Source organism: Cecembia calidifontis (genome assembly GCF_004216715.1).
GTDB lineage: Bacteria > Bacteroidota > Bacteroidia > Cytophagales > Cyclobacteriaceae > Cecembia_A > Cecembia_A calidifontis.
Window position 1 is genome coordinate 100902 of record NZ_SGXG01000001.1, and the last position, 14039, is coordinate 114940.

A 14039-nucleotide genomic window follows, 5' to 3' on the forward strand; every position below is an offset into this window, starting at 1 on the left:
AATGTGTCCTTTTACCCATGTATAATTTATGTTGTCGTAAACACAAAGTACACAAAACAGGGTAGGTTCAAGCAATTGAATCTACCCTTATTTTAAAAGCGTTTCTCGGACACTAGTGGGAAAGAATCTTCTTGCCACCTAAAAGTGTTTTCTCCTTAAATAAACCAATTTCAATTTTTTCCATGACTAAGCCTTACAAGAACAAAATTTTCATCTTTCAATTCACCCATGTTTTTCTCTACAAAATTTTGCAAATTTGAGTTTTGGACTATTTGTCCTTTAATTAAGGATGAATTGTAAGCCTCAAGAAATTTACCGGGATAAAAAAGAAAATAAGTTCCTGTAGAAGAATATGTCCAAGGAGGAATATTCAATAAAAGACCGTCTATATCATTTTCTAATTCCCTATATTGGGCAATAGGCTCTTTATTTTCATCTAACCAAATGAAGTGCTTTTCTCCAGACTGTTGCATCACATACATCATATAGCCATCTCCAAAAGGATGTATTGAAAAAATATTATCAACAATTGATGTTGATTGTAAAAATCTTGACCTTTCTTCAAAATCAGTCAGCAATTCTCGTTGCTCAGGTTTGAAAGTATATTGGCCAAAATCAAAACGGTACATATTCTCCAAATCACCATTTGGATCAAATTCTACTAATTGATAGCTCATCGGAAGGAGGTAACTAACAGTACCAGTCCTAGGGTGACTAATAAATCCTGTTAGGCTCTTTATTAAAGTTTTTTGCATCCATGTTTCCATAGAAACATATGCTTCATATTTTCCATTTTTATTTTTTATTATTCGACCATCAAATTCCGGATCATTGTGGGAATAATACAATTCAAAACCATTACCAATAAAAATATCACTTAGCAATAAATCATTTTTCTTTACATCAAGGAGGTTTCCGGCGAAATCATAAACAAGTGTTTTTCTTCCAATTGCATCTTTTATCCATATGGACTCCTCTTTTACCTGAAAATCATCAATGCTTCGGAATTGATCCGGCCCTTCCCCTAAATCTTTTATGATAGCAGAGATTTCACCATTTTTATTGTAAATAAAAATAAAATTCTGAAATATATCCAAAAATAAAAAATGAGCATCCGTAACAATGGTTTTATAAGGGTTAATTAGGGGGAAATTAGGTGAGGACTTGATTAGAAAATAATCAATATCATCATAAAATTTGGATAATTTTCCCTTATAACTGATATCTAAATCTATGTTGCGAACCTCTTCATGGATACCTGTTTTATTTTGCTTACAACCCATAAGCATGGCTACAATAACTATTATGAATAGTAATGCTTTTTTAAATTTCCAACTTAATGGAAACTCAACAATCAATTTTTCATCATTTATGTTTTCCATGGCTTTTCTTATTTTAGAAAGAAACCTTTCAAAGGTAAACTAATAATAATTTATCTTCGAAAGGCTTCAATATTTTATCAAGTATTTCTTCCTACACAACCTCTTACACTTCCACATCCATGCCATTGATGGGCAACACATACAGTAACCATAGTTCCAGTTTCTGGGCAATAAACCGTCTGTGGAGTTCTATTTTGGTCACTTTGAGCAGAGGTTGTAGGCACTATAAATTGTAAAAATAATAACACCAACATTATCCCTAAGACTACAAATAATTTATTCATAATTTTTGAAATTTAATTCTCCCCTTTCGCACCATGCAGGGCAGGATCACATTCCCTAAAAAGTAATGCTTCCGGAATACCTTAACTTTTCAGACTAAATTTACCCCCCCCCGAAATTAAAAAGCAAGTGAAAAAACTATGGATTTATTAAATTGTAAATGAATCAGAAAAAATCGTCAATCAAGATGTTTTTTGAGGTATACAAAAAAGAATGAGGTAGATTGCTCTGGCTTGGCACATTAAGATTTCTAAACACCATATTTAAAAACAAGTTTCCACTAAGTTTTTTTAATCAAAATCAAAAATCATCAGCCCGCAAAATATCTGAAGGAATGAAATAATAATCCAATTTTTCTTCATTGGATTGGTTTTTTGATTTGATAAATAAACCATCAGGAAATGAGATAAAAAAAGGACTCATATCAGGCGCCAACCTGTTTAAATGGATTTCTTGGATTTTTTTGCATTTGGAATTACTGTCGTCCGACTAAAATAAGAAATTTAAAATAAAGTCCTCTAATGAAGTTTTAGAGGTGTTTTTTGTTGAAAGTCAAAAAGCACCCCCTATCCGGAAAGGAATAATTGGGTTTGTACATTTTGGATGTCTTTTTGAAATATACTTTTAAAGTAAGCTTCAGGAAAAAGTAGGAACTTTTCAAGACTGACGTAGGAGCAAAGATTTTTTGCGGCTACCATGACCATGGTCGAGAAGTCTTCAGCCTCTTTTATCCGCTTATGTAGAACTGTAAACAGGAGGTTGAGTATCAATGCCACCCAAATCTGGATTTTGATCCCGTTCTCGCTGTCCGACAAAAAATATCTGAGTTCAAAATTCTGCTTGATCTGCTTGAAAAGCACTTCGATAACCCACCTGTTCTTATAGAGAAGAGCTATGGTTAGGGCATCCAATCCCTTAAGATTGGTGATAAACTCCAGCGTTTCACCGCTTTCAGGGTCAGCATAAACCACCAGTCTGGCTTCAACTGTCCGAGAAACTCCCTTCTCCCTGTAGCTCAGTGAGATAATCTGGTCCTTGATGATGTCCAAGGCATGCGTACAGTCAAACTCACTGACCACTTCATATCTTGCATTGTCTTTTTTTCTGGTCACAAAATATCTGTTTGAACTGTCCCACTTTTCAAAGCAGGAATAGCGGTTATATCCTTTGTCGAAAACAGCTATCCCGTGCTCAGGCAGATCCATCACTTTTAAAAACATATTTTCATTTGTGGCCGCAGAACGGATACATATGAAGTTGGGAACGCCTTCTGCCAGATTCATTTTGGCAAATATCTTGGCACCACCTTTTTTCTTTCCGTTCAGGGGATTGCGTCCGGCCCCTCTGAGGATTTCCTTGAACAGCGTGACCGTTGAGGAATCAAAAACCTCAACACGGCTGAGGTCGACCTCTCCACCGATATCGAGCCAATTTCCTACCAAAGATGCCCTATAGTATGAATACAGCCCTTTGTATAGTTGTTCAAAAACACGATAACTGCGTTTACGGTTTGCATCAGAAAGGGTACTCCTGGCAGGTAGCTGCTTCATTCCAAAAGGAATAAGCTTGGTTATGATCAGGCCGATGTTTTTGCAGACCTCTCTAAGACTGCTGTTTCTGGTCAACACCGCATAAAACATGCAGATGAAGTGATCACTTGTTTTGAGTTTCTTGTAGTACCTATCCGAGTTTTCTTCCTCAACGACCTGATTCAATAGCTCTTTGGGAATAAGAGAGAGGAGTTGAGCGATAATAGGATGCCCAGACAAAAATTTATGCTTAAATTGTGTCACGTTGTTGGTTCTTGGTCGAAACAACAATATGAAAAAGATGGGTAAGCTCCAAAAGGGCTGCCCATCTTTGATTTTTGTACTATTCTAGGATTTTATTTTTTATATTGCCTCAGTTCTCGGACGACAGTAATTTGGAATCAAAAATCTCAAGAAAAAAGTCTGCATTGGAATAGTCTTGATTGATTACTGGACCTCTCACTAACCTACAAAACCCACCTTCACTACCAAATTTTTGAATTGCCCCAAACTCTACATCTGCTGAAATTTCATCCATAGCTTCCATAACTTTCAAAATATCAGGATTATTTTCAAGACGAACGTCAACCGTTTTGCTGCTTGGAAACAATTCTGATCTGTTACTGATTTTCTCATATTTGCCTGTATTGCTGTTCAAAATGTAAAAGTCAGCGGAATAATTGAATGAAATAATCAATTCTTGGTCGATTACATGAATGTACGGGAGCCTTTGATTGGCGATGTAAGTTCCTTGATCGTCAATTAAAATTTGAAATTTTTTAAGTTCCTGGACATCTACCGGATGGGGAATCAGTTCAAGTACTCCAATAGTTAGATCGAGCTTACATAAAAGCAGTATATTATCCGCGCCATCAAATACAAAAAAATATAACAGGTCATTTCCTTGATCAAAACTGCTGTGAATCCTTCCAAACAAATTATCAGTTAACCGACCAATGACAAAAGGCCCACTTACTAATGGTCCAATCATCTTTGGAATATTATAATAAGCAAGATTTGATCCTTCATTTTTTGTAATCACTGCATTGTTTGAAACAAATACTTGATGAGTATCCGTAGAAAAAAAGCTCTCAAAATCATTAATTGCCCCAGGTCCTTCTTTTTCCAAATCAATCCCTCTCACCAAATAAAAAAAATCTTTTCCCTTTTTCAAGGTATCAAGACCATGCCGGTAAGGGTTGTAAACAATCACATGGTGATCACCAAAATTATAATAAGTGGGGGGCCAAATCGTATGAGAAGATAAGCCCGTAGCGCCAAAATCAAAACTTCTCTTTTTTATATCCTCCTGAACATCAACATAGTTTGGCAATTTACCTTCACAACTTATCAGATAAACTATTACTAAAAAAAAGGTATTCTCATGACTTAATGCTTTGGTTTTTCAAATACAGCAAAGGCGCCTTCTTCAAATTGTACATAAATCATTTCTCCATCAACTTGTATTCCTTGGGGCAAATACTCATCTGACTCAGAATGGAATGGCTAATGATATGAATGAAGGTACTTACCGTTAGTCGCGTCATATAAATCCAAGGAAAACGAATCTTTCCCCAAGTTTTTATACGGGACCCCCGAAAGCAGATAAATATATTTACTGTCTACATCAAAATCGAATACGGCTGTTTCAAAAGATACCACCCTTGACATATTCCCAGTCGTCTGAATGTTTCTTCTAGGTACCTTGTGAATCATTTCACCGATAAAATCCAGATTCTCCTTCGTAAAACATAGGAATTTGGAATTTCCCATCAGAAAATAATAAACCTTATCATCAAAAGCTTTGATCCGCCCATCGTAATGCATTCCGGCAACTTCAATGGGAAAAAATAAATCATTGATAAATTCGAGACTTTTTGTTTTTTCATTCCTATCCAATGAACGGAATTCTATACCTTCTTTTCCATCTGTTATATACAAGTATTCATCATCATCCATTTTCAAGAATTTATTAATCCTGTTTTTTACTCTTATATTTTCCAACCATTTAAAACTTTGGTCTTCAAACCGATATTTTTTTACAGTAAGGTTACCCGCATCCAAAATATCCAGTTGACCATTTTGATGAGAAAAATAAATAGGATTCATAAGTTCATGAGGCCCCTCCCCATTTCCAATAGGATATTTTGCAAGAATCTCGCCATTGGCTGAAAGCCGATAAAAGTCCTTTGAAAAAAGTTCCAAAACATAGATCTCTCCTCTTTCAACTGAAAAACCCAAAGGCTCCCCAAAGAAAACAAAACTGTTAATTAGTTTAAGGGTATCAAGAAAATCCCTTTCTTTTAAGACTATAAGATCTTCATTCTGAATATTTATAGGGTAATTGTTTGGATCAATCTCTTTTCTGCTACAAGCTAGAATGAAAACCACAAAACAAACCAAAAAGACATAAATTTTACCAACCATATTAGATCAAATTAAATAACGACTGTCCCTGAAACCCAGGGACAGCCATTTGTGGTTAAAATCTAAAATTATTGCGTAGGTATGCTCCTGTTTGTATAGTGAGTTACTTCCCACTCATAAGCTCCCCACAGAATTGATTTTTTTTCTGTACAGCACATATCCCTACCTCCAGGGCATACATTTACATTGCAACCACCAGAGGCAAAGGCGAAAAATGGAGCTGAAATCGCCAAAAACAGAACCATCAATAAACTCATTAATTTTTTCATAATTTATAAAATTTAATCCCCCCTTTCACACCATATAGGGCGGGGATTCCTTCCCTAAAAAGTAAAGCTTCCGGAGTACCTTAACTTTTAGACTAAATTTACCCCCCCCCGAAATTAAAAAGCAAGTTTTCACTAAGCTTTTTTGAATTAGTCATTTCCAATAAAATTAGACTGATCAGGCAAGAAAAATTTATTTAATGGATCCTTCAATACCTGCAATAGCATCGGAAGAATTGATCGGTAAAAATGATCGGTATAATTAGTTGGAAACAAGAAGTAAAACCTCAAGAAAAAGTCTGAATTTGAATAGCCTTGACTTACTATTTGTCTCCTAAGTGAAAAATAATATTCAAAGCTTATTGAATATCAATAAAAGTCATAAAGCCTTCTATAGTTTTACCTTAAAAACATAAACCCTATTCAATTCAAAACCTTGAGCATATAAAAGTGAGGTCTTTGGATTGTATTTCACGGATTGAAAATGAAACTTCTCATCTTCATTTCCTGTCCTCAAACTTAATATTTTTTCAAGGTTAATTCCGTTATTATCGGAAGAAAAAAGGAGTAAATGTCTAACATTCACCCTATTTTCACCTATAAGATCAGTAAACCCTACCAGTATTTTATTACCAAAGCAGTCCAGACTGGTAATTATGTTTTGAGATATATTACTTGACTCAAAATCGGGCATCTTTTCTCTTTTGACCATAAGAGAATCATATGCCCTTTTTAAGGGCTCATATTTCAACAAATCATAACTATATTTCACATACCCTTGGTCATCTATTTTTTCCAAAATTGGAAGAAACCTACCCAAAGACCAAAGAGAATTGTTTCCACAAAAACAACCTAACTTTATTTGGTCATGTATTCTAAATTTATTCTTTTGAGAAATAAAATCCTTACTAGTTTTTACATGCCCATTTCTCAAATTTATCCAAGCTAATCCGGTTTTGTCTTTTTCCGGAAAAAAAGAATAGAGTAAATTCCTTAAATCCGCAGGGCGGATTTAAAAAAAGCCGAAAAAGTGGCTGAATTTATTCAATTCAGGCTTTTCCGGCTCGTTTTTTTTCACTTATTTAGATGATACCACTCAAACTAGATAAGCGGTATGAAAATTACGAATTCGACAGAAAAAATCACACCTTTCGGAGGTTTTAATTTTGTTTTTAACTCTTTCAAAAATTCTGGTCTCCCAGAACTCATTGATAATCAATTGGGGGTTAGAGCCTTAAGGGGAGGGTTTTCATACAGTGACATTTTCGCCAATCATATGGCTATTTTCTTTAATGGTGGCGACTGTACTGAAGATATCAATGTTCACTTGAGAGACGCACTTGAACAGGTCCCTTCATTTTCAGTATGCAGTGCCGATACAATTCTGAGAGGTATCAAAGAGCTTGCTGTTGATACAGAACTCTTTATAAATCCGTCCAGTGGAGTAAGCCATGAATTTAATATCAATGGAAAACTCAACAGCTTGTTGTTAAAATCAGCTTGTAAGACCGGATTACTCAAGTCAGGTGTTGCTTACGACCTCGATTATGACAACACCGTCATTCCAACTGAAAAGTACGATTCAAAAAAGACATATAAACACGTCTATGGATATCAGCCAGGTGTAGCTTCCATAGCACATCCTGAATTTTCACAGGCCATTCCTGTGTACGTAGAGGGCAGAAATGGCAACAGTCAGGCCAAATATTTGCAGGCTGATACACTTACACGCATGTTTGGGCAGCTTACCAATGAAAATATCCGTATCGGAAGGTTCAGAGCCGATTCAGCATCCTATCAGGAAGAAGTTCTCCGCACACTGGAAGCACATACCGAAAGCTTTTATATACGGGCAAACAGATGTGCCAAACTGGATAATATCCTTGGAAGTATAGCCCCTGAGAAGTGGCAGAAAATACGTTTGGGTGTACAGGAAATGGAAGTTACTGACCTATCCGACTACAAACCTTTCGGTAAAGACAGGTCTTACAGGCTGGTCATTACCAGAATCAGGCGTAAAGACGGGCAGGCAGATGTGTTTAGTGGAGATGCATTTACTTACAGGGCTATTCTGACCAATGAACATACATCGTCCAATGAAGCTGTTGTAAGGTTTTATAACGCCCGGGGTGCAAGCGAACGCTTGTTTGATGTACTCAACAATGACTTTGGCTGGTCTAAGTTGCCCTGTTCGTTCCTTGCAGAGAATACCTCCTTTATGCTTATGACGGCTATGTATGCCAATTTTTACACCTATATCATTGGAGAGTATTCCAGAAAAGTTGATTGGCTTAAGCCTACCGACAGGCTCAAGAAGTTTATCTTCAGATTTATCACTGTTTCAGCCAAGTGGATAAGAACGGGAAGAAGAGAAGTGCTCAAACTGTTCACGAGTAAGGATTACAAGCCGATTTTGAACTAAATTCAGATAAAAACCCCTCAGGAGCTCAAAAAATAAAGATTTACAGGGAAGAGGTATGCCTTTTCCATTAAAATTGAGGAAAAAAACCGTCCATTTTATCCTCAAACCTAAAATCCATTGTCTCAAAACTATGAACACTCTTCAATCAAAGGGAAGAAATTCCCGAACTAGACCAAAAATGAACACAAACAAGCAGATTCAAATCTCCAAACTAAAATCCTGCGGATTTTAGGAAATTATTATTATTGGAAATATCAATTCCAATACCTAAACTAAAAAAAGGGAATTTAATCATATCTATAAGATCAAAATCATTTTTATCTAATAAAAACAACCTCTGATAGGCCAGTTCTTCAACAATAATAGTATCACCCTTTATTATCATATTGGATGGAAATTCAAAATCAGGATATTTATCTTTCCCGCTTATAAGGGATACGAGATTTAGTAAAGAGTCAGTCCTAATCAATAGCCCTTGATGTCCTACAGATAAAAACAAGTCAGTAGAATCAGCCGTAATTTTAGTTTCTGTTAAAAAAATATCATGTTTTAATTCATCAAAAAACCCAATAGGAGTTAGATTTAAATATTCAATTTGGTGTTTTTCACTTTTTTCTTTATTCCCACAAGAGGAAAGTATAAATAATCCTATTAAAATCGGAAGAAAAACCTTTCTCATAAAATTTTTCTAAATTATTTTGAATTCAATGAAAACTCAGGATTGGAATAATCCAATCCTGATTACACTTGATTAATGAATTGAGCCACAAGTCGATGAACTGAAAGAACCATCGTTATTGTAACAGTTAACATACCCTGGACCTGAGGAGCATCGTCTATCTCCGTTACATGTGATAGTTTGTCCATTACCACATCGATGCGTTGCTTGACAGGCGTCTAATGAATTGGGAACTACCATAAAGGTCATGCCTAAAAGACCAATAATAGCAAATAATTTTTTCATAATTCTTAATATTAATTCCCCTCTTTCACACTATGCAGGGCAGGATCACATTCCCCAAAAAGTAATGCTTCCTATAATACTCCCCATTTGTTGGACCAAAAGTATCAGTTGCTAAGTTAATTTATTTATTTGTTAATATATCCTTAGTTGTCCTATTTCCCAAGGGGACCCTTGGGAAATAAGACAACTAACTTTTGCTTTATGCTGCTTTTTGGGTTGCCCCAAAATACCTTTCCCCGGGCTTCTCCCTGGTGGTATGATGGACCTTTTGGTTGTAATATTCAATATACTTTTTGACACCTTTGAGCAGGTCATAACCGTCCTCGCTTGGGTTCAGATAGATGTAATCATACTTGATCGACTTCCAGAACCTTTCAATATATACATTGTCCAAAGCCCTTCCCTTTCCGTCCATTGATACTTTGATATCCAGCCCTTCAAGGTAATTGATCCATAAGGCTGATGTGTACTGGCTTCCCTGATCGGAATTGACTATCTCTGGCTTACCATATTCTCTGATGGCCTCTTCGATTACCTGCTTACACCATTTGGCGTCCTGACTGTTGGATATACCCCATGACAGTATCCTTCTGCTGTAAACATCCATGACTGCGGTCAGGAACATAAACCCCTTCTGCATCGGAATGTAGGTGATATCGGTTACCCACACTTGGTTGGGTCTTTCAATCTTTAAGTTCCTGAGAAGATAAGGCCTGATATATTCACGCAAACCGGATTTGGTAAGGTTCTTCCTCCTGTAAAGGGTTTCCCTGCCCATCAGCCTGAAAAGCCTCCTGATGCGCTTTGGGCCGACAACGAAGCCCAGTCCTGTCAACAGATAGACCATCGACACAACGCCTTCAGTAGGGTGATCGGTAAGATGCCTGTCCATGATTCCCATAAGTTTCAGATTGACCTCGTTTTCCCCTTTTGGTTTGTAATATAGACTGCTTCGGGGAACCTCCAATACTTCACACTGTCTCCTTATAGACAGCCCCTTATAATCAGAACAAATCAATGTCGCCCGATCTTTCATATCCCCAGTTTCTTGCAGCTTTTTTTTAAAAAGTCATTCTCTACTTTTAGCTCTCCGATCTGGGCATAGAGCTGCTCAAGGGCAGGGCCTTCTTCCTTTTTCTTTGAATGCTCCTTTTCAAATACAGCTGACATATTATCCAAAAACTCACCCTTCCACTTGGATATAATCACAGGGCTAACATCGAACTTCTTGGACAATTCAGCCAATGTAAACTGATTCTTGATTGCTTCAAGGGCTACTTTTGCCTTGAACTCAGGAGAAAACTTTCGTCTTGTTTGCTTGTTCATAAGGTTAAATTTAAACAGTTTTTTTTAACTTAACCTCTGGTCTCAATTTTGGGGAGTATTATATCCGGAATACCTTAACTTTTCAGACTAAATTTACCCCCCCCCGAAATTAAAAAGCAAGTTTTCACTAAGTTTTTTTTAATCAACAAGATATATCATTGAAAAATAGTCATTACCAAAAATACAATGAAGGCAATAAACCAAGAAAAATTAAATTCCCCGAAGATTTCAATGAAGAAGAAACATTAAGATCAATCCTTGAAGAAAAAAGCATTTAAATTGAAAATCTCTTTGTGCCTTCCTGGCTTTGTGGCCAAAATTCCATAAAACTTTTCGACTCCGTTCCTTAGCGTCTCCTATGTTGAAAAGCAAGCTAATGAGCTAAAATTTCACATAACTATTCCATTCTGGTACTTTTTCCTCTTAAATGCAATCCCAGTTTTGATAGTCCTGTTGTCAAGGCCGTAGCGAAGCGAAGTTCATTTTAGCCTTTACTACAGGGCGGTCAAAACTATCTTTGTGTTTAAAAGGGAAAAGAATCAGTTTAGTTTATCGTCAACTTTAATAATGCCTAATTCAATTCAGTAACCTCTTTAATCAATCTCCTATCAACGGTCAAACTTATAGCTTGCCGCAATGTATCTTTCATTTTAAAGAGGATGGGGACGCAATCTTCGCGGAACAGTCTTCCTATTCAGGTGCTGCAGTCGCAAGCTAACGTTTTGTCCCCCTCCAAATTTTCAAGGTTTTAGTTCCTTTAGGACTTTATTTCAGATTCTAGCTTACCACCCCAATTTCATATTCGATTTTATGGGTAAGGATGTGTCTGATTCTATTCAATAAGTTTTTAGCTATCCTGATTATTGCCTTGTTTTTGTTCATCCGCTCTGTCAGTTTATTGAATCTTGCGGTAAGTGCCGGATCTTTCCTGACCGCCACCCACGAAGCTTCAATAAGCATGATCTTAATATCTTTTCTTCCTCTTTTTGACAACTTACCAGTAATCATTTTTTCTCCTGACCCATACATTTTGGGAATTAGCCCTACATAGCAACATAGTTTGTCCATAGTCTGAAACCTTTTCATATTATATACCTGAAGAAGGATTTTCATAGCTCCCAGTGGACCAATGCCAGGTACTGATGTCAAAAGACTGAAGTCATCTTTATATTCCTCTGTTTGTGAAAGGCTTCTCAGCTGTTTAGTTATCTCTAACAACTGCTTCCTGAGCAATAAACCTGTTTCAATATGGTTATTGATACTACTTTGCAGTTTCGGCTCTATTTCAGGTATTGATCTTAGCCATTCAATGAATACTTTTGACCAGCTACGAGACTGACTGCTACTAAACCGTTCAGGAATCTCAATACCAAACTGAAAAAGAGTCGCTTTAACTCTGTTTTTTTCAGATGTCAACATTCTTGTTACGGAAAAATGCTGTCTTAGAAGCTTTCTGTCCACTTCAATGTGAATTGGCGGAACGTCTATTCCTTCAAACCCATGGGAACGGAGAAGTTGGGCCAGCTTTCTGCTATCAGATTTATCAGATTTTTGCTGCCTGTCCTTATGACTGGAAGGCACATCCATTGCATGGACTACTTGACAGTCAACACCAAGGTTTCTTAACTTTCTACATACAGTAAAGCCATTGAATCCTGATTCATAGACAGCCTTATATTCAGCTCCGGGATAATGATTTTCCAGATATGTTACCAGAGATGCAGGATCCGGATCCCTTGACATCGTCTTAAGTTCAAACTTGTCGGTGAGTAATGTTACCTTCCAACTTTTGTGGTGACAATCAATACCAATGTAGATAGATTGTCCCTTAAATGAATCTTTACTAACTTTAGTAGATGGCATAAGCGTTCTTATTTTAAAGGTTAAGGTTGAAATTCTTCCTTTAATATATGAAATCTAGCTTATGCCTATTTTTCAAACATAATACCTTCGTGCCTTTGTGGCTAAACCATCAAAAACACTTATTTTTAAAACATGAAAATACTCCATACCGCAGACTGGCACTTAGGCAAAAGACTTCAGGAATATTCCCGATTGGAAGAACAAAAGGAAGTCCTCCAGGAAATCGTGGATATTGCTGAAAAGGAAGACGTGGACCTCGTCCTTCTTGCAGGGGATATTTTTGACAGCTTCAACCCCAACCATGAAGCGGTCGAACTCCTGTACAAAACCCTCAAAAAACTGTCCAACAATGGGCAGCGACCAATTATTGTCATTTCAGGTAACCATGACTCCACCCAGTTTATCGAAGCCCCCGACCCGCTGGCAAAGGAAATGGGCATTTTCTTCTACTCAAAATATGACAGCCTGATACCAACAGGACGGCTTGACAATGGCATACAAATCCTGCAGAGCGAAACTGGATTTGTTGAGCTGAAACTTCCCAAATATGAGTTTCCTGTGAGAATACTTTTGGCACCCTATGCCAACGAACTCCTGCTCAAAACCTACCTGGGAGAAGGAGACCGGGAACAGGAGTTCAGGCAGCTCCTGGCTACAAAATGGCAATTACTCGCCAACAAATACTGTGATGACAAGGGTGTCAACCTCTTTGTCGGGCATTTCTTTTTTGCGAAAGAAGGCGAAGCATTAGAGGTGGAACCCGAATCCGAAAGGCCCATCCTTCATGTCGGAGGCACACAAGCACTTTATACCCAAAATATCCCTTCACAGATCCAATATGCAGCCTTGGGCCACCTCCACCGCTACCATGCTGTGGCAAAAGAACCCTGCCCAATTGTCTATTCCTCCTCTCCCCTTGCCTACTCCTTTAGCGAAGCAGACCAGGAAAAGCAAGTAGTACTGAATGAAGCCCTACCCGGAAAAGCTGTGAACTATCGCCCCATCGCACTTAAGAAAGGAAGACCGCTTTACAGAAAAACTTTCCACAATCTGGAATCTGCTTTGGAATGGCTAGGAGAAAATCCTTACTGCTTTGTGGAACTGACCTACGTCACTGAAAGTGCCATCGATGCCTCCATCAGAAAAGCCCTGGTGAAAGCCCATGACGGAATAGTCAACCTGATCCCCCAGATCAAAAATCCTCTTGGACAGGAAAACCTTAGTCTCAAAGTCGAAGACCTGGAAAAGGACATGCTCAGCCTATTCAAGATGTACTACCAAAGCGAAAAGGGGCTGGAACCCAATCCGGAATTGCTCAATCTCTTCAAAGAAGTCATCAGTCAGGAATAAATCAATGGGAAAACCCAGAAATCAAATTAAGAATGTCAACTGAAAGAAATTGATATTGGTTGATATTGGATATTAATAGATATTTATTCAGGAAGAGCACATGACCTTACCTGAATTTACCCTCTAGAAAAATTGCGATTAATAATGTAAAACAATATCCTAATATCTCAATATCTATTAATATCAATCTCAAAAAGCCAAAACCTATCAAAATCATCAACCACATTT

General features: G+C 37.2%; 12 protein-coding genes. 2 read left to right on the forward strand and 10 right to left on the reverse strand.

The window, feature by feature from the left end; translation table 11 throughout:
• Positions 1–170: 170 nt before the first annotated feature.
• From BC751_RS00395 to BC751_RS00420, 6 genes are all read right to left on the reverse strand, one after another.
• A complete protein-coding gene (locus BC751_RS00395) occupies positions 171–1382 on the reverse strand; it encodes a 6-bladed beta-propeller (RefSeq protein ID WP_130273819.1) in 1212 nt (403 codons plus the stop codon).
• Positions 1383–2230: 848 nt separating this feature from the next.
• Positions 2231–3457 carry an IS4 family transposase gene (locus tag BC751_RS00400; protein WP_130273774.1) on the reverse strand — a complete coding sequence of 409 codons (1227 nt, stop codon included), beginning with the start codon at positions 3455–3457 and terminating at the stop codon, positions 2231–2233.
• 109 nt (positions 3458–3566) lie between these two features.
• Entirely contained in the window at positions 3567–4367 is an 801-nt protein-coding gene (locus BC751_RS00405) for a DUF4221 family protein (RefSeq protein WP_130273820.1), read from the reverse strand.
• A gap of 332 nt (positions 4368–4699) precedes the next feature.
• Entirely contained in the window at positions 4700–5620 is a 921-nt protein-coding gene (locus BC751_RS00410) for a hypothetical protein (protein WP_130273821.1), read from the reverse strand.
• Between the two features lie 68 nt (positions 5621–5688).
• Positions 5689–5889, reverse strand: coding sequence for a hypothetical protein (locus BC751_RS00415; protein ID WP_106566595.1), 201 nt, complete (start codon positions 5887–5889; stop codon positions 5689–5691).
• A gap of 388 nt (positions 5890–6277) precedes the next feature.
• Positions 6278–6820 carry a hypothetical protein gene (locus tag BC751_RS00420; RefSeq protein WP_165389773.1) on the reverse strand — a complete coding sequence of 181 codons (543 nt, stop codon included), beginning with the start codon at positions 6818–6820 and terminating at the stop codon, positions 6278–6280.
• A gap of 180 nt (positions 6821–7000) precedes the next feature.
• Between BC751_RS00420 and BC751_RS00425 the strand changes: the two genes are divergently transcribed.
• Positions 7001–8308 carry an IS1380 family transposase gene (locus BC751_RS00425; protein ID WP_130273823.1) on the forward strand — a complete coding sequence of 436 codons (1308 nt, stop codon included), beginning with the start codon at positions 7001–7003 and terminating at the stop codon, positions 8306–8308.
• A gap of 211 nt (positions 8309–8519) precedes the next feature.
• On the opposite strand, the gene BC751_RS00430 is transcribed toward BC751_RS00425, so the two are convergent.
• The 4 genes from BC751_RS00430 to BC751_RS00445 all read right to left on the reverse strand — a co-directional run bounded on the left by BC751_RS00430 (position 8520) and on the right by BC751_RS00445 (position 12461).
• On the reverse strand, positions 8520–8987 hold the full coding sequence (locus BC751_RS00430; RefSeq protein ID WP_130273824.1) for a hypothetical protein: 468 nt from the start codon (positions 8985–8987) through the stop codon (positions 8520–8522).
• A 484-nt stretch (positions 8988–9471) separates the two neighbouring features.
• Positions 9472–10308 (reverse strand): IS3 family transposase, encoded by an 837-nt coding sequence (locus BC751_RS00435; RefSeq protein ID WP_130273825.1) that lies wholly within the window; start codon positions 10306–10308, stop codon positions 9472–9474.
• Positions 10305–10598, reverse strand: coding sequence for a transposase (locus tag BC751_RS00440; RefSeq protein ID WP_130273826.1), 294 nt, complete (start codon positions 10596–10598; stop codon positions 10305–10307). Before BC751_RS00440 ends, BC751_RS00435 begins: the two co-directional genes overlap by 4 nt.
• A 777-nt stretch (positions 10599–11375) precedes the next feature.
• A complete protein-coding gene (locus BC751_RS00445) occupies positions 11376–12461 on the reverse strand; it encodes an IS110 family RNA-guided transposase (protein ID WP_130273827.1) in 1086 nt (361 codons plus the stop codon).
• A gap of 132 nt (positions 12462–12593) precedes the next feature.
• Here BC751_RS00445 and BC751_RS00450 point away from each other — a divergent pair, with 132 nt between their 5' ends.
• Entirely contained in the window at positions 12594–13811 is a 1218-nt protein-coding gene (locus BC751_RS00450; RefSeq protein ID WP_130273828.1) for a metallophosphoesterase family protein, read from the forward strand.
• Positions 13812–14039 lie beyond the last annotated feature (228 nt).